Here is a 17,133-nt window from a genome sequence, read left to right as displayed (position 1 = left end):
CCGCAGTGTTTGCTCAGCCGCGTTGGCGCTTGGGCAAGACGTCCTTGAGTTTGGCATGCATGCTGCGCAAGGTGGTCTCGGTGGCGGCCCAGTCGATGCAGGCATCGGTGATCGACACGCCGTATTGCAGGTCGGCCAGATCCTTTGGAATCGCCTGGCAGCCCCAGTTCAGGTGGCTTTCGACCATCAGGCCGATGATCGACTGGTTGCCTTCCAGAATCTGGTTGGCCACGTTCTCCATCACCAGCGGTTGCAGAGCCGGGTCCTTGTTGGAGTTGGCATGGCTGCAATCGACCATGATGTTCGGCTTGATCTTTGCCTTGTTCAGCGCCTGTTCGCACAGGGCCACGCTGACCGAATCATAGTTGGGCTTGCCGTTGCCGCCGCGCAGTACCACGTGACCGTAGGCATTGCCCTTGGTGGTGACGATGGACACGCCACCTTCCTGGTTGATACCCAGGAAACGGTGCGGGCTGGACACCGACTGCAGGGCGTTGATCGCCACCGTCAGGCCGCCGTCGGTGCCGTTCTTGAAACCGACCGCCGAGGACAGGCCGGAAGCCATTTCCCGGTGAGTCTGGGATTCGGTGGTACGTGCGCCAATCGCCGACCAGCTGATCAGGTCTTGCAGGTACTGCGGGGAAATCGGGTCCAGGGCTTCGGTTGCCGTCGGCAGGCCCATTTCGGCGAGGTCCAGCAGCAATTGACGACCGATGTGCAGGCCATCCTGGATCTTGAAGGAGTCGTCCAGGTACGGGTCGTTGATCAAGCCTTTCCAGCCGACGGTGGTACGCGGCTTCTCGAAATAGACGCGCATCACCAGGTACAAGGTGTCGGACACTTCTGCCGCCAGCACCTTCAGGCGCTCGGCGTATTCGTGGGCAGCCTTGAGGTCATGGATCGAGCACGGCCCGATGACCACGAACAGGCGGTGGTCGGTGCCGTCGAGAATCTCACGGATGACTTCGCGGCCCTTGGTGACGGTCTGCAGGGCAGCGTCGCTCAGGGGGATTTCGCGCTTGAGCTGATCGGGCGTGATCAGGGTCTCGTTGGATTCGACGTTAAGGTCGTTGATCGGTAAATCAGCCATCGTGTTACTCGTCAGGGTCACGGGTGCCGGCCGCCAGCGATCCCCGTGCGGCGGAGCACAGCATGATTTAAGTGCAGCGGGGAGCCGAACCTTAGCGCGTTACAAGGTTGCGAGACAATGGGCAAAGGTCGCTTTAATCCAGCACTGGCTGCACAAAAGCCTCCTGGGAGAACTCGCCGGCATGGCGCGTGACCCATTCCCGGGCCAGCGCTTCGCTCTGCCGGGGTGTTGGCCTGGCGCCTTCGTGGAGTCGGCAGTAACGTTGGATCTGGCACACTTGCTCGCCCATCCGTGCCCCGAACAAGGCCTGCTCATCAGTAAAGGTGATGCCGACGCGGTAGCCGTTTTCAGCCTTGCGGCACCACGCTACATAGCCCGGATAGCGGGCCGTGAGGCCCAATGAAGGGATGCGCATCTCGATGGCGGTGCCCTGGCGCCAGGCGCGCGGGTAATTGCATGCGACGCCGCCCAGGCCGATAGTGTGCAGCCGTTGGCGGGAAATGCCGGAAATGGGACGTTGGGTTAATTCGACAGCGACATCATCAGGGTGAGGAAAGAAACGACCCATGCACACGGACTCCGAGCACCGTCCAGTTGACGGCGGTGGCAGCAGTATAGTGAAAGAACTGCACCTTACCGATCTGGATATCGACCAGCAATTATTGGGGCTTCCCGGCACCTCGCTGGTGGTGTTCACCGGCGACGGATGCTCGCGCTGCCGCTTCCTGCACCAGCAACTGCCCGGTTGGGATTTGCCCGTGGACCGGGTCTGTTGGGTGGATGCAGGCCACAATGGCGGCGCGGTGGAACGCTACGAAATCTTTCATCTGCCGGCGTTGTTTGTGGTGTGTGACGGGAAATTCCATGGAATATTAGCGTCACTGACGCGTCTGACCGCCGGCGACCTGACTCAGGGTGTGCAGCAGGCGCTCAAACGAATACCAGAGGAATTGCCATGACCGAAGTTGCAAAAACACAGTCGCCACGGATCGGGATTATCGGCACCGGGGCCATCGGTGGCTTCTATGGTGTGATGCTCGCGCGTGCCGGTTTCGATGTGCATTTCCTGCTGCGCAGCGAGTACGCGGCAGTCAGTGAGCGCGGCCTGCAACTTAACAGCACCCTCCACGGGACCTTGCACCTGCACCCGGTGCAGGCCTATGCCCGCGCCGCGGACATGCCGCCATGCGACTGGCTGCTGGTGGGCACCAAGTCGACGGGGAATGTCGAACTGGCCCCAACCATCGCCCAGATCGCCGCTCCGGACGCCAAGGTCGTGCTGTTGCAAAACGGTCTTGATGTCGAAGATAGCCTGCGGGAACACCTGCCGCCGTCGCTGCACCTGCTGGGTGGCCTGTGCTACATCGGCGTGCACCGCTCCGGCCCCGGAGTTGTCGAGCATCAGGCGCTGGGCCGGGTCAACCTGGGTTACCACAGTGGTCCGGCAGCTAACGACGAGGCCAGCCGGCAGGCGATTGTCGAAGAAGGCGCCGCGCTGTTTCACCAGGCCGGCATCGACTCCCAGGCCATGGCCAATGTGCATCAGGCACGCTGGCATAAACTGGTGTGGAACGTGCCCTACAACGGTCTCTCCGTATTGTTCGGCACCGGCACCACGGCGATGATGGCGGATGAGTCGAGTCGCGAACTGATTCAGGCGCTGATGGCCGAAGTGGTACAGGCCGCCCACGCCTGCGGGCATGAAATCCCCGCCAGTTACGCCGGGCAGATGTTCACCATGACCGAAAGCATGGATGACTACCTGCCCAGCATGTATCACGATTACGCGAACAAGCGCCCGCTGGAACTGGCGGCGATTTACGCACGGCCCTTGGCTGCGGCAAAAGCGGCCGGTTGTGAATTGCCACGCATGCAGGCGCTCTACCAGGCCTTGAGTTTTATGGATCGGCATAACCGCTGATTGGGGGGAACACCATGGCAAAGGGATTGGGCGACAAACTGGTGCTGGCGATTTCCTCGCGGGCGCTGTTCGACCTGAGCGAAAGCCACAAGGTCTACCTGGCCCAAGGGGTCGAGACCTATCGCAAGTACCAGATCGACCACGAGGATGAAATCCTCGAGCCCGGCGACGCCTTCCCGCTGGTGAAGAAACTCCTGAGCCTCAACGCCAGCCTCGGCCGTGCCCGGGTCGAGGTGGTGCTGGTGTCGCGCAACAGTGCCGACACCGGCCTGCGGGTGTTCAATTCGATCCAGCATTACGGCCTGGATATCTCCCGCGCTGCGTTTGTCGGCGGGCGCAGTCCTTATCCTTATCTGGCGGCGTTTGGTTGCCACCTGTTTCTGTCCACCCATGCCGAGGATGTGCGCAGCGCCCTGGATGCCGGGTTTGCCGCAGCGACGATTCTGTCGGGCGGTGCACGTCGGGCCTCGAGTGCTGAATTGCGGATCGCCTTCGATGGTGACGCGGTGCTGTTTTCCGACGAGTCCGAGCGCGTCTATCAGTCGGGAGGTCTTGAAGCCTTCCAGGCCAGCGAGCGGGAGTCGGCACGCGAGCCGTTGCGCGGCGGACCGTTCAAGGGCTTCCTGGCGGCGCTCAACTTGTTGCAACGTGAGTTCCCGGACGAGTCCTGCCCGATCCGCACCGCGCTGGTCACCGCCCGTTCGGCACCTTCCCACGAGCGGGTGATTCGCACGCTGCGCGAATGGGACATCCGTCTCGACGAGTCGCTGTTCCTCGGTGGCCTGGAGAAGTCGGCGTTCCTTGAGGCCTTTGCCGCCGATGTGTTTTTCGATGACCAGGAAGGGCATTGCGAGAAGGCCCGGGAGTTCGTGGCCACCGGGCACGTACCCCATGGCATCAGTAACGAGTTGAAAATTCAGACCGAGGGCTGAGCACTGCCAAAGGCGCTGCTAAGCTGAATCAATCCCCGCCATCCTGGCTGCCCAGGAGGTTCTATGATTCGTTCGATGCTGTACGCCACTGATCTGGGTCTGTATGCGCCTTATGTGATGCAACATGCCCTGGCGCTGGCGCGAACGTTCAAGGCTGATCTGTACGTGATTCACGTGGTCGAGCCCATCGGGCTGTTCGCCGAATCCGTGTTGCAGAGCTACCTTGATGAGAAGGCCTTGAGTGAATGGCAAAGCCAGGGGCTGACAACGGTGATGGCAACCATCGAGCAACGGGTGCTCGACAGTTTTCGCGAGGAGCTGGGGGAAGGGGAGCAGGACCTCAAGTTGATCCGTTCGGTGCGAGTGATCCAGGGCGATCCCTGTGAAGTGATTCTCGACCAGTCGCAGAAACTCTCCGTGGATTTGTTGATCGTAGGTAGTCACAGCCAGGCGGTCGGGGTGGCAACGCCTCTGGGGAGAACCGCCGCACGGGTGCTGCAGTTGTCGCAGGTGCCGGTGTACCTGGTGCCGCTGTTGCAGCGTCGTCGCAGTGATGACGTGTGATTGGTAGAAAACGATAAAAAGTTCTAGATTTATACGTCTAACCTTTAATATAGTTATATACCGTCGCTGATACCCGTGGCGTCTATCCGCTTTGAGGGACACATATGAAGCTTCAACAACTGCGCTACATCTGGGAAGTGGCGCACCACGACCTCAACGTTTCCGCTACTGCTCAAAGCCTTTACACCTCGCAACCCGGTATCAGCAAGCAGATCCGCCTGCTCGAAGATGAGTTGGGCGTTGAGGTGTTCGCGCGCAGCGGCAAGCACCTGACCCGCGTCACCCCGGCCGGTGAGCGCATCATCACCACTGCCGGCGAGATTCTGCGCAAGGTCGAAAGCATCAAGCAGATCGCTCAGGAATTCTCCAACGAGAAGAAGGGCACCCTGTCGATCGCCACCACCCACACCCAGGCGCGTTATGCGCTGCCGCCGGTGATCAGCAGCTTTATCAAGCAGTACCCGGACGTGGCGTTGCACATGCACCAGGGTTCGCCGATGCAGATCGCCGAGATGGCCGCCGACGGCACCGTCGATTTCGCGATTGCCACCGAAGCCCTGGAGTTGTTCGGCGACCTGGTGATGATGCCGTGCTATCGCTGGAACCGCTGTGTGGTAGTGCCTCAAGGTCACCCACTGGCCAAGCTGCCGAAGCTGACTCTGGAAGCCCTGGCTGAGTACCCGATCGTGACTTACGTATTCGGTTTTACCGGCCGTTCGAAACTTGACGAAGCCTTCAGCCATCGTGGCCTGACGCCGAAAGTGGTGTTCACCGCTGCCGACGCCGACGTCATCAAGACTTATGTACGCCTGGGCCTGGGCGTCGGTATCGTCGCCAAGATGGCGGTCGATACCAAGCTCGACAGTGACCTGGTGGTGCTTGATGCCAGCGAACTGTTCGAGTCCAGTGTGACCAAGATCGGTTTCCGTCGCGGCACCTTCCTGCGCGGTTTCATGTGCGACTTCATCGAGAAATTCGCGCCGCACCTGACGCGCGAAGTGATGGCCAAGGCCATCCAGTGCCATAACAAGCAGGAGCTGGAAGAGCTGTTCGACGGCGTTGAACTACCGGTTCACTGATCGGCTTACTTGACCTCGGTAACAGCAAACTGTTGCCGAGCGCCTCCCACCAGAATCTCCACCTCATCCCCTTCGAACTTGCCCAGCAGGCTTTTGCCCAGAGGCGAGCGTGGGGTGATGACGGTCACCGGTTGCCCCACCACATCGACCTTCAACCCTGCGCCGTCCGGTGCCAGGAATAGCCACTGCTGGCGATCGTTTTCATCCACCAGCCCCAGCAATGCGCCCACCTCGATACCGCGCTGGTCATCGTAGGCACGCAGTTGCATGTTCTGGCAGAGCGTCAGCGCCTGCCTGATTTCTTCGACGCGCCGGGCCTGGCCTGCGGCCAGGTAGGACGCTTCCAGCCCCAGGGTGTCGTATTTGTTCTCGGCGATGTTTTCTTCGTGGGTCGCGGTTTCATACGCGGTTTGCGCGGCGCGCTGGGCGATATCGAGATCGACCGCGAGTTTGTCCAGGACCAGTTGGTGAACGGCGTGCTTATTCATGGGCGGCTTTCGTGATCAATCGCAAAATTGCAGGACGTTGGCCCGGCTCTTGTCGTTGGGAGCGTTCTGGTCCTGTTGCAGCCAGAACTGGCATTTGGGGTTGGACAGGTTGCGCGGGTTGTTGCGGGCCTGCTCCAGGGTTTGCTGTTGCTCCTGCTTGCGGAGGTTCTCCTGGTACTGCTCGAACATCCGGTTCGGCGGCTCTGGTGCAACCACCTCCGGCTTGCCCAGCTGCTGCACCACTCGGGCCACTGGGGCTACGGTTTGCTCAGGCAGGTAGCGGGACGCCAGCCACAGGCTCAGCACGATGGCAATAAACCCCAGCCACAGGCCGAAGGCCACGGCGATGCTGAGCTTGAACAGCGAGAACGAACGATCAGACATGGTGGCCTCCTGGCAGGCACGTGCGGCATGGCGCCGATTGTCCCACAGCCACGTGCAGAATAATCGCGATCAACCCTTCGCAATCGAGGCATTTATACGGACAATCGAGCCTTTGAGCGTTGGAGCCCGGAATGAAAGCCCGCTGGGATATTTTTTGCAGCGTCGTCGATAACTACGGCGACATCGGCGTGACCTGGCGCCTGGCCCGGCAATTGGTGGCGGAACAAGGTTGCGCGGTGCGTTTGTGGGTCGATGACCTGCGGGCGTTCGAACGCATGTGCCCCGAGATTGACGTGCAGGTGCACCAGCAGTGGCAAGAGGGCGTTGACGTGCGCTACTGGCCAGCCGACTGGCCGGCGACCGACGCGGCAGACGTGGTGATCGCTGCGTTCGCCTGCCAACTGCCGCCGGACTATATGGAAGCGATGGCCGCGCGCGAACGCACGCCGCTGTGGATGAACCTGGATTACCTGAGCGCCGAGGACTGGGTGGTCGGCTGTCACGGCCTGCCGTCGGTGAAATTCAAGGGCGTGCAAAAGTACTTCTTCTTTCCGGGTTTCCGTCCCGGTACCGGAGGCTTGCTGCGCGAGGACGGGCTGCTGGAACAGCGCGATGCCTTCCAGCAAGACGCCATCGCCCGGCAACACTTTTTGCAGGCGCTCGGGGTTTTCCCGGCAGCCGGTGCGCGACTGATGTCGTTGTTCGCCTATGAAAACGCCGGGCTGGCCAGTTGGCTCGACGTGCTGGCGGCCGATGGACGCGCCACTCATCTGCTGGTGCCCGAAGGGCGAATTCTCGGTGACGTGCAGCGCTGGCTGGGTGTCGAGTCGTTGAGCGTCGGCGTTGTGTTCCAGCGCGATGCCCTGACCGTGCAAGTGCTGCCATTCGTGCGCCAGGAGCAATACGACCGCCTGTTGTGGTGCTGCGACTTCAATGCCGTACGCGGTGAAGACTCGTTTGTGCGGGCGCAATGGGCGGGCCGGCCGTTGTTGTGGCACATCTATCGCCAGGACGAAGACATTCACCTGGACAAACTCGATGCCTTCCTCGATCTGTATACCAACGGCCTGTCACCCGCCGCGAAAACCGCGTTGGTCAGCCTTTGGCAAGCCTGGAACGCTGATGGCGATATGGCACATAGCTGGAAAATGCTGCTGGAACACTGGCCGGAAGTGACCGCGAATGCCGAGAAATGGGCTCTGGAACAAGGCTCGCGGACCGATCTTGCGACGGCGCTGGTACAGTTTTATGTAAATTGGATATGATACGCGACCTTGATTTTTGTAAATCCCATCCAAATTTCGGATATTCGCAATGAAAACTGGTAAAGAACTGAAACCCGGTACAGTGATCCGTCTCGAAAACGACCCTTGGCTGGTTCAGAAAGCTGAGTTCACCAAGTCTGGTCGTAACAGCGCAATCATGAAGACCAAGCTGAAGAACCTGCTGACCGGTTACAAGACCGAGATCGTCTACAGCGCCGATGACAAACTGGACGACGTGATCCTCGACCGCAAAGAAGCGACCCTGTCCTTCATCAGCGGCGACACCTACACGTTCATGGACACCACCGACTACACCATGTACGAGCTGAACGCTGAAGATATCGAAGCCGTTCTGCCGTTCATCGAAGAAGGCATGGACGACGTCTGCGAAGCCATTTTCTTCGAAGAGCGCCTGGTTTCCGTAGAGCTGCCGACCACCATCGTGCGTAAGGTCGACTACACCGAAGGTTCCGCTCGCGGCGACACTTCGGGCAAGGTGATGAAGCCTGCCAAACTGAGCAACGGTACCGAACTGCAGGTTGCAGATTTCATCGAAATCGGCGACATGATCGAGATCGACACCCGTGAAGGTGGTTCGTACAAAGGTCGCGCCAAGAAGTAATTCTTGCGCCACCGGTACAACAAGAAGCCCGACCATGAGTCGGGCTTTTTTGTGGGCGCTGTTTTTTATTTCAAGTGTTGCTTCAGCTCCTCGGACGCTTGCAGCAGCGCCGAGCGAACTTCCGGTACCTGGCTGACGACGTTCAGCAAACCGTAGTCATGAATCATGCCGTTGTAGCGCACGGCGGTCACCGGCACACCGGCTTCATCCAGCTTGCGGGCGTAGGCTTCGCCTTCGTCACGCAGCACATCGGAGCCTGCGGTCTGAATCAACGCAGGTGGCAAACCCTTGAGCTGTGCGGTTGTGGCCCGCAGCGGCGACGCATAGATCTCGGCACGCTGCTTGGCATCGGTGGTGTAGTTGTCCCAGAACCACTTCATCATGTTTCGGGTCAGGAAGTGGCCTTCGGCAAACTGGTTGTAGGAGCCTGTGTCGAAGTTTGCATCGGTCACCGGCCACAACAGCAGTTGGAACTTGATCTTTGGGGTGCCTTTGTCTTTGGCCATCAGGCTGACGACTGCCGCCATGTTGCCGCCGACGCTGTTGCCGGCGACGGCCAGGCGATTGCCATCGACGTCGATCTCGCTGCCGTGTTCGGCCACCCACTTCGTTGCGCCGTACGCCTGGTTGATCGCCACCGGGTAGTGCGCTTCAGGGGATGGCGTGTAGTTGACGAATACCGCCGCCGCTCCCGACCCCACCACCAGGTCACGCACCAGCCGCTCGTGGGTCGGGAAATCCCCGAGTACCCAGCCACCGCCGTGGAAGAACATGAACACCGGCAATGTGCCCTTGACCCCGGCCGGACGCACGATGGTCAGGCTCAGCGGCTGGCCATCGACCTGAATGGTCTTCTGGCTGACGTCGGCCTTGGGCAGCGTCAGTTTTACTCCCGACTGGGCACCTGTCAGCACGGCGCGAGCTTCTTTGGGCGTCAGCTGCTCCATCGGTTTGCCGGTGCTGGCGTTCAGTGCATCCAGGAACGCCTGGGTGTTGTGCTCCACGTCACCGCCGGCCGCAAAGGCGTTGGTGATCGAGAAAGCGAGCAGGGTGCCGGTGAGTACTTTGTCAAATGTGTTCATGTTCTTCTCCAAAAAACCGCGTGGGGTTAGACGGTCACGTGCAGGCGTACATCGACGTTGCCACGGGTGGCGTTGGAGTACGGGCAGACCTGGTGGGCCGCGTCGACCAGGCTTTGTGCTTCGTCCTGGGCCAGGCCGGGCAGGCTGACGTGCAGGTCGATGTCCAGGCCGAAACCGCCGGGGATTTGACCGATGCCGACGTGGGCAGTGATCGAAGCGTCATCCGGGATTTTGCGTTGGGTCTGGCTGGCGACGAATTTCAGGGCGCCGATAAAGCAGGCGGAGTAGCCGGCGGCGAACAGTTGTTCCGGGTTGGTGGCCTGGCCACCCGCGCCGCCCAGCTCTTTTGGCGTGGAGAGTTTTACATCGAGGATATTGTCGCTGGAAACAGCGCGACCATCACGGCCGCCGGTGGCGGTGGCTACTGCGGTATAGAGAGTTTGCATGGTGAGTTCCTCGTCAGTATTTGCGCTAATTGTTTGCGCGCTAAGTAAGTGGCGAGATGAATGTATCGCGCTAATAGTTAGTGCGCAAGATAAATTTGGAAAATATTTTGCCTGGCCCGATGGCGGGGCACTGCACAAGCAAATGTGGGAGCGGGCTTGCTCGCGAATGCTGTGAATCAGTCAATGCACCTAGTGACTGTCACACCGCATTCGCGAGCAAGCCCGCTCCCACTTTTTTTGATACGTGGTGCCTTTAGAGGGAGACTTGCAAGTTTTTCCGCAGCGCCAGTAAATCGCCCTGCAGCTTGCGCAGTTGTTCGATGTCCAGCCCGCTGGCGCCCAGAATGCACTGCGGAATATCCATCGCCTTGTCCCGCAGGGTACGCCCGGCATCGGTCAACTCAACCACCACCACACGCTCGTCTTCACGGCTGCGGGTGCGACTGAGCAGGCCTTCGGCTTCCAGGCGCTTGAGCAGCGGGGTCAGGGAGCCGGGATCCGTCAGCAGGCGATTGCTGATTTCGCCTACGGTCAATCCATCCTCTTCCCAGAGCACCATCATGGCCAGGTACTGCGGATAGGTCAGGCCGAGGGCTTGCAGCAGGGGTTTATAGACCTTGGTCATCAACAACGAGGTGGAATGCAGGGCAAAACACAGTTGGTTGTCGAGCAGCAAGGATTCGCAGGTATCGAGGGGCTTGGTCATGGCAGTGCCTTAAAACGTGTCTGGTTTTGAATCTAGCGGGCAAATCTTTAACGCGCCAGACAATTCTGTCCGCTCGGTCAGCCGAAGGCGCTTTGCAGCGCAAGATCCCACGGCGGCACCGGGCTGAAGCGCGCCTTGAGGTATTCCAGCAATAACCGGCTGCGGGCGTTGGCGTGTTGCTCCAGGCGCAGGGCGTAGATTCCGGCGGTTTCAGGTGTCGGCAAGCCGTTCTCGCAGAACAGTGGCACCAGCTCGCCGCGCACCAGGTATTCGCTGGCGAGCCAGGTGGGCAGGTGCGCAATGCCCAACCCCGCCAGGGCGCCTGAAAGCAGGGCTTCGGCGTTGTTGGCGCTCATGCGAATGCGTTGCGGGCGGTAGGTGGCCTTGCGCCCGTCCAACTCAAAACGCCAGGCGAACATCGGTGCCAGGCCTTCCCAGTCCAGGCCGTCGTGTTCGTTCAACTGGCTGGGATGAGTCGGTGTGCCACGGCTTTTGAGGTAGGCCGGGCTGGCGCAGGCGATGCGCACGATGCTGGCCAGGGGCGTGGCGATCAGCCGGGTGTCGACGATATGCCCGGCCCGCAGCACTAGGTCGACCTTGCCCAAATGCTCGCCCTGCATGTCGACAAAGCTGTCGATCAAGTGCAAGTGCACGTCCAGGCCTGGGTAGACGTTGAGAAAGTCGGCGATGGCAGGCGCCAGGTGCCGCCGACCGAAGGCGGCCGGGGCGTCCACGCGGATCAACCCTTCAGGCGCATGGCTCAGCGACACCGCTTCGGCCCGCGCCAGTTGCAGCTCGCTGACGATCCGGCGGGCGCGCTCGGCAAACGCCAGGCCGGCGGGTGTTGGCACCACCGCATGGGTGCTGCGTTGGAACAGCCGGCTGCCCACCGAGCTTTCCAGGCTGTCGATACGCCGCGCCACTGCCGAGGGCGTGAGCGGATGACGTCGCGCAGCGGCGGAAAAACTGCCTGCTTCCAGTACATCCAGAAACAGGCTCAGTTGGTCGGTCAGCGTATTGGGGTTCATCAGCGGCTGCTTATGCGAAGTTGGCACAGCCATTGTGCGTTGCTGTGCGTTTCCGCGCTAGGACGGACTGCGTAGCATGCAAGGCTCGGGAATGGCGGGAGCGAAGTGGTGGCAGATTTAGCGTTGTATTTGGCACTGGGTGTCGCGTTGGGCACGGTCGGCGGCTTGTTCGGCATCGGCGGTGGGCTGATTGCGATTCCAGTGTTGGGGGTGTTCTTTGGCCTGGACCAACAGATCGCCCAAGGCACGGCCCTGGTGATGGTGGTGCCGAATGTGATGCTCGCGTTGTGGCGTTATCACCAGCGCAACCGGATCGAACTGCGCCATGCATTGCCGCTGGGCGTGATGGGATTCTCCTTCGCCTGGCTGGGCTCGATCTGGGCGGTGGGGATCGATGCTGACCTGATGCGTGTGGGTTTTATCGCCTTTCTGCTGGTGTTGGCGTCCTACAACCTGCTGCGAATGTTTACCCACAACGCACCACCTTCCGCGCAGATGCGCTACTCCTGGCCGTGGCTGGGGGTGCTGGGCGCGGCGTCGGGCTCCATGGGCGGCTTATTCGGGGTGGGCGGCGCGGTGGTGGCCACGCCGGTGCTGACCAGCATTTTCGGCACCAGCCAAGTGGTTGCCCAAGGGCTGTCGCTGGCCCTGGCCTTGCCGAGCACCAGCGTGACCCTGGTGACCTACGCCTGGCACCATGAAGTGGACTGGGTGATCGGTTTACCACTGGCCGTCGGCGGCCTGCTCAGCATCAGTTGGGGTGTGAAAGTCGCCCACGCCATGCCGGAGCGTATGTTGCGCGGGCTGTTCTGCGGGTTCCTGGCAGTTTGCGCGGTGATGCTGACCTTTAAAGTTTGAAGCCTTCGAGGATGTATTCGGCGAGGCATTCGGTCATCGGCGAAGTCATCCCGGGATTGCGCAACAGCCGCAGATTGACCGAGGGCAGCGGTGGGAAACCTTCTTCACTGCCCAGCACCCGCAAGTCTTCGGTTACCAGGCTCTCCATGCTGACAGTGACCGCCAGGCCCGCGCCGACCACTGCCTGGATCGCCGCGCCGTTGGAGCTGTGGTACGCCAGGCGATATTCACGGCCAACGGCATCAAGTGCAGCGCGGGTCCATTGGGTGCAGAAGCTGTCCATGCCGGAAATCGCCAAGGGCAGGGCACTGTGATCATCCAGGCAGAAACACGGGGCGGCCACCCACACCATCCGTTCATTACGCAACAGCTCGCCCATCTCATTCCCGGGTTCGCGGCTGATGACCGTCAGGGCCAGGTCCCGGCGCTGCATCAATATCGACGACGACTCGCAGTGCATTTCAATCTGGATCAGCGGGTAAGCTTTGGAGAAGCGCTTGAGAATCCCCGGCAAGTAGCGCATCACGTAATCGTCGGGTGTGCCGATGCGCACCAGCCCGACCATGTGCGGCTCGCGCAGGGTGTTGAATACTTCGCTGTGCAACTTCAGGATCCTGCGGGCATAGCCCAATAGCACCTGGCCTTCCGGCGTCAGCCGTACCTGGCGGCCATCGCGCTCGAACAACTTGCGCTGCAACACATCTTCTTCCAGGCGTTTCATCTGCATGCTCACCGCCGACTGCGTGCGGTTGACCTGCTCGCCGGCGCGGGTGAAACCACCCTGATCGGCGATGGCGACGAAGGTGCGCAGCACTTCAGTGTCGATACTCGGGTAGCTGGACAATCGATCAATCTCCGAGATGTATTGCATAAGAAACATTCGTTGGATTGATCATAGCCCCAGGCACAGACTTCAGTCATCCCCACTGGAGGGCGAGATGATGAAAGGTCAAAGAGGCTTTGTTCTGATGGCGAAGCGGCCGTTTTCCGGGCTGCTTCAACTGGGTTCCCAGTGGCTGGCCGTGCACCGTGAGCGCCAACTGTTGATGGGCATGAGCGATGATGCGCTCAAGGATATCGGGCTCAACCGTGGCGATGTCGAGCAGGAAAGCCGCCGGCACTTTTGGGAAGATCCGCTGCGAAAATGACGCGGGATGCAGTAGGGTGGTTCGCGAGCACACAAGGAGAGACACATGCCCGCAGAGTTATCCTTTTCCCTCAAGCAAGCGCGACGCCTGGCGCTGGCTACCCAAGGTTTTTCCGGGCGCCAGCCGCCGGCGTTGATCAAGGCCGCACAGGTCAATCGCCTGGTTGAGCGTTTGGGCGTGTTGCAGATTGATTCGGTGAATGCGGTGGTGCGCTCGCACTACCTGCCGCTGTTTTCCCGGCTGGGTAACTACTCTCCATTGATTCTTGAACAGGCCGCCTGGAGTTCGGGGCGGCGCCGTTCTCTGTTCGAGTATTGGGGGCATGAGGCTTCTTTGTTGCCGATGGCGCTGTACCCGCTGATGCGCTGGCGCATGGCGCGGGCGGCCCAGGGGCAGGGCATCTATCAGCAAATGGCGCGGTTTGGTCGTGAGCAGCAGGCCACTATCGCGCGGGTGCTGGGCATTGTTGAGCAGCAAGGCGCCTTGGGGGCGGGCAGTTTGTCGACCCGCGAGGAGCGCGCCGGCCCCTGGTGGGATTGGAGCGATGAAAAGCATGCGTTGGAATGGCTGTTCGCCGCCGGCCAGGTGACCGTCGCCGGGCGTCGTGGTTTTGAGCGTTTGTATGACCTGCCGGAGCGTGTGATTCCGGCCGACATTCTCCAGCAAGCCCCGTTGGACGAGGCCGAAGCGCAGCGCGGCTTGCTGTTGCACAGCGCCACGGCGTTGGGTGTGGGCACTGAAAAAGACCTGCGGGACTACTTCCGCCTCGACCCGGCCGACAGCCGCGGACGTCTGGCGGAACTGGTCGAGGACGGGCAATTGATCGCGTGCGAGGTCCAGGGTTGGAAACAGCCGGCTTATTGCCTGCCCGAGCCGAAAGTCCCGCGCAAGGTGCCCGCCAGCGCATTGTTATCGCCATTCGATTCACTGATCTGGGAGCGCAGCCGTACCGAGCGGTTGTTCGATTTCCGCTATCGTCTGGAGATCTACACGCCTCAGGACAAGCGGGTGTATGGCTATTACGTGTTGCCGTTCCTGCACAATGAGCGGATCGCCGCGCGCGTGGATTTACGCGCAGAGCGGGCGGCCGGGCGCCTGGCGGTGCATGCCGTTCACGAGGAAGAGCCGGGGCTGGACGAGGAAGGGATGCAGGCGTTGGCCCTGAATCTGCGGCAGATGGCCGACTGGCTCGGGCTTGAGCAGATTCAGCTCAATTGCCAGCGGGCCAGTGCGGCGCGGTTGCGGGTGGCGCTCTTAGCGCTTGACCTGTTTTAGCGTCTCGGCAATCAGGAAGGCCAATTCCAGCGACTGATCGGCGTTCATCCGTGGGTCGCAGTGAGTGTGGTAGCGGTCCGATAGCCCGTCTTCGGTAATCGGCCGCGCGCCACCGATGCACTCGGTGACATTCTGCCCGGTCATCTCGATATGAATCCCGCCGGCATACGTGCCCTCGGCTTCATGCACCTGAAAGAACTCCTTCACTTCGCTGAGGATCTGCGCGAAGTCTCGGGTCTTGTAGCCGCTGCTGGCCTTGATGGTGTTGCCGTGCATCGGGTCGGAACTCCACAGCACCTGCTTGCCTTCGCGCTGCACGGCGCGGATCAGGTTCGGCAGATGGTCACCGACCTTGTTCGCACCCATGCGCGCAATCAGGTTCAGGCGGCCCGGGTCGTTGTCCGGGTTGAGGATGTCGATCAAGCGGATCAGGTCATCGGGGTTCATGCTCGGGCCGACCTTGACCCCGATCGGGTTGTTCACCCCGCGCAGGAATTCGACGTGGGCACCGTCCAGTTGGCGGGTGCGATCACCGATCCACAGCATGTGGGCCGAGCAGTCGTAGTAATCATTGGTCAGGCTGTCGCGGCGCACGAAGGCTTGTTCGTAGTTGAGCAGCAGCGCCTCGTGGGCGGTGAAGAAACTGGTCTCGCGCAGTTGTGGCGAGCTGTCCATGCCACAGGCGCGCATAAAGGCCAGGGTTTCATCGATACGGTCGGCCAGTTGGCTGTACTTCTCGGCCAGGGCCGAGTTGGCGATGAAGTCCAGGTTCCACTTGTGCACCTGGTGCAGGTCGGCAAAACCGCCCTGGGCAAAGGCCCGCAGCAGGTTCAGGGTGGCGGTGGACTGGTGGTAGGACTGCAGCAGGCGGTCCGGGTCCGGCACGCGGCTTTTTTCGTCGAAACCGATGCCGTTGACGATATCGCCACGGTAGGCGGGCAGGGTGATGCCGTCGATGGTTTCATCGTTGGAAGAGCGCGGCTTGGCGAACTGGCCCGCCATACGCCCGACCTTGACCACCGGGCAACCGGCGGCGAAGGTCATCACAATCGCCATCTGCAGCAGCACCTTGAAGGTGTCGCGAATCTTTGCCGCCGAAAACTCGGCAAAACTCTCCGCGCAATCACCGCCTTGCAACAGGAAGGCGCGACCCTGGGTGACCTCGGCAAACTGACGGCGCAATTCACGGGCCTCACCGGCAAACACCAGCGGCGGATAACTCGCCAGGTTCTGCTCGACCTGCGACAGGTGCGCAGCGTCAGGGTACTGGGGTTGTTGCTGGATCGGCAGGGCGCGCCAGCTGTCGGGGCTCCAGGGTTGGCTCATCATGAACTCGAGTGATTTGCGGTCGGGCCGTCATGTTATCAGCAATTAGTACGTGACCTGCTGCTGCCGGTTCGCCCACAATCCCGCCTTTCCTGTTGGCCCCGCGTTAGGAGTTGCAATGTCTGAGGAGCGCGTCGAGCGCCTGCTGGCTGAGGTCCATGATGACTTCGGCATGATCCGTGTGCTGGAAGTGGCCGATTATCGCTTTCTCGAGTTCGGCGATGCCATCGAGCAGAGTTGCGTGTTTACCGCTGACCCGAGTTGGTTGGAATACGATTACACACGGGCGATGCTGATTGGGGCGTTGTGTCATGAGCAGCCGGAGAGTGCGTTGTTCTTGGGCTTGGGCGCCGGGACGTTGACTCAGGCTTGTCTGAAGTTTTTGCCTTTGGAAGATGTAGAGGCCATCGAGTTGCGGCCTGATGTGCCGCGTCTGGCCATTGAGTACTTGGGGCTGGATGATGATCCTCGGCTGTATATCCGCGTTGGGGATGCGTTGGAATTGCTGCCTTCGGCTGAGTCGGCGGACCTGATTTTTGTTGACCTGTATACCGATGTTGGCCCGGGCGTTGGGCATCTGGCTTGGACGTTTCTGGAGAACTGCCAGAAGAAGCTGAATCCGGGTGGGTGGTTGGTGATTAATCAGTGGGCTACCGATGACGGCAAGCCGTTGGGGGCGGCGTTGTTGCGTGGGTTGTATCACCGGCATTACTGGGAGCTGCCGGTGAAGGAGGGGAATGTGATTCTTTTGGTGCCGGCGGACCTGGATCAGGAGCTTGATCTGGCTGCGTTGTCTGCGCGGGCTGAGGGGTTGGCGTCGCGCTTGGGGTATTCGTTGCAGTCGCTGATTAAGGCGATTCGGCCGGCTACGTAGGGTTTTTATTGTGTACATATCCGTTATTTAGGTAACGGCTACTTA

The 17,133-nt window shown here is 60.8% G+C and carries 21 protein-coding genes; 11 read left to right on the top strand and 10 right to left on the bottom strand.

All coding sequences use genetic code 11. The features are described from left to right. Window positions 1-13: 13 nt before the first annotated feature. Complete coding sequence (locus tag SNL23_RS23635; protein ID WP_017477367.1) at window positions 14-1,090, bottom strand: 3-deoxy-7-phosphoheptulonate synthase; 1,077 nt, start codon at window positions 1,088-1,090, stop codon at window positions 14-16. Window positions 1,091-1,223: 133 nt separating this feature from the next. Beyond that, entirely contained in the window at window positions 1,224-1,658 is a 435-nt protein-coding gene (locus SNL23_RS23630; RefSeq protein WP_318303750.1) for a PilZ domain-containing protein, read from the bottom strand. On the opposite strand from SNL23_RS23630, the gene SNL23_RS23625 reads away from it, so the two are divergent. The 5 genes from SNL23_RS23625 (at window position 1,657) to cysB (ending at window position 5,586) form a co-directional block, all read left to right on the top strand. Then, window positions 1,657-2,049, top strand: coding sequence for a thioredoxin (locus tag SNL23_RS23625; protein ID WP_167662558.1), 393 nt, complete (start codon window positions 1,657-1,659; stop codon window positions 2,047-2,049). The genes SNL23_RS23630 and SNL23_RS23625 overlap by 2 nt on opposite strands. Next, the gene (locus SNL23_RS23620; protein WP_318303749.1) at window positions 2,046-3,011 is read left to right on the top strand and encodes a putative 2-dehydropantoate 2-reductase; all 966 of its coding nucleotides are present in this window, start codon (window positions 2,046-2,048) and stop codon (window positions 3,009-3,011) included. Before SNL23_RS23625 ends, SNL23_RS23620 begins: the two co-directional genes overlap by 4 nt. 14 nt (window positions 3,012-3,025) lie before the next feature. Beyond that, window positions 3,026-3,943, top strand: coding sequence for a 5'-nucleotidase (locus tag SNL23_RS23615; RefSeq protein ID WP_063032090.1), 918 nt, complete (start codon window positions 3,026-3,028; stop codon window positions 3,941-3,943). A 63-nt stretch (window positions 3,944-4,006) separates the two neighbouring features. After that, window positions 4,007-4,507: a universal stress protein gene (locus SNL23_RS23610; protein WP_017477371.1), complete on the top strand. Its 501-nt coding sequence runs from the start codon at window positions 4,007-4,009 to the stop codon at window positions 4,505-4,507. A 104-nt stretch (window positions 4,508-4,611) separates the two neighbouring features. Beyond that, window positions 4,612-5,586 (top strand): HTH-type transcriptional regulator CysB, encoded by a 975-nt coding sequence (gene cysB / locus SNL23_RS23605; protein WP_010176165.1) that lies wholly within the window; start codon window positions 4,612-4,614, stop codon window positions 5,584-5,586. Window positions 5,587-5,591: 5 nt separating this feature from the next. On the opposite strand, the gene SNL23_RS23600 is transcribed toward cysB, so the two are convergent. Continuing rightward, window positions 5,592-6,074 carry a GreA/GreB family elongation factor gene (locus SNL23_RS23600; RefSeq protein WP_318303747.1) on the bottom strand — a complete coding sequence of 161 codons (483 nt, stop codon included), beginning with the start codon at window positions 6,072-6,074 and terminating at the stop codon, window positions 5,592-5,594. 15 nt (window positions 6,075-6,089) lie between these two features. Then, complete coding sequence (locus SNL23_RS23595; RefSeq protein WP_076017338.1) at window positions 6,090-6,458, bottom strand: hypothetical protein; 369 nt, start codon at window positions 6,456-6,458, stop codon at window positions 6,090-6,092. Between the two features lie 131 nt (window positions 6,459-6,589). On the opposite strand from SNL23_RS23595, the gene earP reads away from it, so the two are divergent. Continuing rightward, window positions 6,590-7,723, top strand: coding sequence for an elongation factor P maturation arginine rhamnosyltransferase EarP (gene earP / locus SNL23_RS23590; protein ID WP_318303746.1), 1,134 nt, complete (start codon window positions 6,590-6,592; stop codon window positions 7,721-7,723). A 49-nt stretch (window positions 7,724-7,772) separates the two neighbouring features. Continuing rightward, window positions 7,773-8,345, top strand: a complete 573-nt coding sequence (locus tag SNL23_RS23585; RefSeq protein ID WP_076017340.1) for an elongation factor P — start codon at window positions 7,773-7,775, stop codon at window positions 8,343-8,345. A 65-nt stretch (window positions 8,346-8,410) separates the two neighbouring features. Here the strand turns inward: SNL23_RS23585 and SNL23_RS23580 are convergent, their stop codons facing one another. The 4 genes from SNL23_RS23580 to SNL23_RS23565 form a co-directional block, all read right to left on the bottom strand. Then, window positions 8,411-9,427, bottom strand: a complete 1,017-nt coding sequence (locus SNL23_RS23580) for an alpha/beta hydrolase (RefSeq protein WP_318303745.1) — start codon at window positions 9,425-9,427, stop codon at window positions 8,411-8,413. Between the two features lie 26 nt (window positions 9,428-9,453). After that, on the bottom strand, window positions 9,454-9,873 hold the full coding sequence (locus tag SNL23_RS23575; protein ID WP_318303744.1) for an organic hydroperoxide resistance protein: 420 nt from the start codon (window positions 9,871-9,873) through the stop codon (window positions 9,454-9,456). A 253-nt stretch (window positions 9,874-10,126) separates the two neighbouring features. Beyond that, on the bottom strand, window positions 10,127-10,579 hold the full coding sequence (locus SNL23_RS23570; protein WP_318303742.1) for a MarR family winged helix-turn-helix transcriptional regulator: 453 nt from the start codon (window positions 10,577-10,579) through the stop codon (window positions 10,127-10,129). 77 nt (window positions 10,580-10,656) lie between these two features. After that, window positions 10,657-11,607: a LysR family transcriptional regulator gene (locus SNL23_RS23565; protein ID WP_076017344.1), complete on the bottom strand. Its 951-nt coding sequence runs from the start codon at window positions 11,605-11,607 to the stop codon at window positions 10,657-10,659. A gap of 108 nt (window positions 11,608-11,715) precedes the next feature. Between SNL23_RS23565 and SNL23_RS23560 the strand changes: the two genes are divergently transcribed. Next, on the top strand, window positions 11,716-12,465 hold the full coding sequence (locus SNL23_RS23560) for a sulfite exporter TauE/SafE family protein (protein ID WP_167662552.1): 750 nt from the start codon (window positions 11,716-11,718) through the stop codon (window positions 12,463-12,465). On the opposite strand, the gene SNL23_RS23555 is transcribed toward SNL23_RS23560, so the two are convergent. Continuing rightward, window positions 12,455-13,336 (bottom strand): LysR family transcriptional regulator, encoded by an 882-nt coding sequence (locus SNL23_RS23555; protein WP_318303739.1) that lies wholly within the window; start codon window positions 13,334-13,336, stop codon window positions 12,455-12,457. The genes SNL23_RS23560 and SNL23_RS23555 overlap by 11 nt on opposite strands. Before the next feature lie 70 nt (window positions 13,337-13,406). Between SNL23_RS23555 and SNL23_RS23550 the strand changes: the two genes are divergently transcribed. Continuing rightward, window positions 13,407-13,613, top strand: coding sequence for a DUF1127 domain-containing protein (locus SNL23_RS23550; protein WP_318303738.1), 207 nt, complete (start codon window positions 13,407-13,409; stop codon window positions 13,611-13,613). 45 nt (window positions 13,614-13,658) lie between these two features. Beyond that, a complete protein-coding gene (locus SNL23_RS23545) occupies window positions 13,659-14,888 on the top strand; it encodes a winged helix-turn-helix domain-containing protein (RefSeq protein ID WP_318303736.1) in 1,230 nt (409 codons plus the stop codon). Here SNL23_RS23545 and SNL23_RS23540 read toward each other — a convergent pair. Continuing rightward, window positions 14,868-16,214 carry a class II 3-deoxy-7-phosphoheptulonate synthase gene (locus SNL23_RS23540; protein ID WP_003218681.1) on the bottom strand — a complete coding sequence of 449 codons (1,347 nt, stop codon included), beginning with the start codon at window positions 16,212-16,214 and terminating at the stop codon, window positions 14,868-14,870. The genes SNL23_RS23545 and SNL23_RS23540 overlap by 21 nt on opposite strands. Window positions 16,215-16,332: 118 nt before the next feature. Between SNL23_RS23540 and SNL23_RS23535 the strand changes: the two genes are divergently transcribed. Beyond that, complete coding sequence (locus SNL23_RS23535) at window positions 16,333-17,088, top strand: spermidine synthase (RefSeq protein ID WP_167662549.1); 756 nt, start codon at window positions 16,333-16,335, stop codon at window positions 17,086-17,088. Window positions 17,089-17,133 lie beyond the last annotated feature (45 nt).

The sequence above is a fragment of the Pseudomonas sp. SED1 genome (assembly GCF_034044025.1).
Classification (GTDB): Bacteria; Pseudomonadota; Gammaproteobacteria; order Pseudomonadales; family Pseudomonadaceae; genus Aquipseudomonas.
Note: the sequence above shows the minus strand (reverse complement) of the source record. Positions and strands in the feature narration are given on the sequence as shown.

Coding starts and splice junctions, on each gene's coding strand:
- SNL23_RS23550 (WP_318303738.1), top strand. CDS start 13,407: ATGAAAGGTCAAAGAGGCTTTGTTCTGATGGCGAAGCGGCCGTTTTCC.
- SNL23_RS23585 (WP_076017340.1), top strand. CDS start 7,773: ATGAAAACTGGTAAAGAACTGAAACCCGGTACAGTGATCCGTCTCGAA.
- SNL23_RS23630 (WP_318303750.1), bottom strand. CDS start 1,658: ATGGGTCGTTTCTTTCCTCACCCTGATGATGTCGCTGTCGAATTAACC.
- SNL23_RS23535 (WP_167662549.1), top strand. CDS start 16,333: ATGTCTGAGGAGCGCGTCGAGCGCCTGCTGGCTGAGGTCCATGATGAC.
- SNL23_RS23635 (WP_017477367.1), bottom strand. CDS start 1,090: ATGGCTGATTTACCGATCAACGACCTTAACGTCGAATCCAACGAGACC.
- SNL23_RS23620 (WP_318303749.1), top strand. CDS start 2,046: ATGACCGAAGTTGCAAAAACACAGTCGCCACGGATCGGGATTATCGGC.
- SNL23_RS23545 (WP_318303736.1), top strand. CDS start 13,659: ATGCCCGCAGAGTTATCCTTTTCCCTCAAGCAAGCGCGACGCCTGGCG.
- SNL23_RS23595 (WP_076017338.1), bottom strand. CDS start 6,458: ATGTCTGATCGTTCGTTCTCGCTGTTCAAGCTCAGCATCGCCGTGGCC.
- SNL23_RS23565 (WP_076017344.1), bottom strand. CDS start 11,607: ATGAACCCCAATACGCTGACCGACCAACTGAGCCTGTTTCTGGATGTA.
- SNL23_RS23555 (WP_318303739.1), bottom strand. CDS start 13,336: ATGCAATACATCTCGGAGATTGATCGATTGTCCAGCTACCCGAGTATC.
- SNL23_RS23600 (WP_318303747.1), bottom strand. CDS start 6,074: ATGAATAAGCACGCCGTTCACCAACTGGTCCTGGACAAACTCGCGGTC.
- cysB (WP_010176165.1), top strand. CDS start 4,612: ATGAAGCTTCAACAACTGCGCTACATCTGGGAAGTGGCGCACCACGAC.
- SNL23_RS23540 (WP_003218681.1), bottom strand. CDS start 16,214: ATGAGCCAACCCTGGAGCCCCGACAGCTGGCGCGCCCTGCCGATCCAG.
- SNL23_RS23580 (WP_318303745.1), bottom strand. CDS start 9,427: ATGAACACATTTGACAAAGTACTCACCGGCACCCTGCTCGCTTTCTCG.
- SNL23_RS23610 (WP_017477371.1), top strand. CDS start 4,007: ATGATTCGTTCGATGCTGTACGCCACTGATCTGGGTCTGTATGCGCCT.
- SNL23_RS23570 (WP_318303742.1), bottom strand. CDS start 10,579: ATGACCAAGCCCCTCGATACCTGCGAATCCTTGCTGCTCGACAACCAA.
- SNL23_RS23625 (WP_167662558.1), top strand. CDS start 1,657: ATGCACACGGACTCCGAGCACCGTCCAGTTGACGGCGGTGGCAGCAGT.
- earP (WP_318303746.1), top strand. CDS start 6,590: ATGAAAGCCCGCTGGGATATTTTTTGCAGCGTCGTCGATAACTACGGC.
- SNL23_RS23575 (WP_318303744.1), bottom strand. CDS start 9,873: ATGCAAACTCTCTATACCGCAGTAGCCACCGCCACCGGCGGCCGTGAT.
- SNL23_RS23615 (WP_063032090.1), top strand. CDS start 3,026: ATGGCAAAGGGATTGGGCGACAAACTGGTGCTGGCGATTTCCTCGCGG.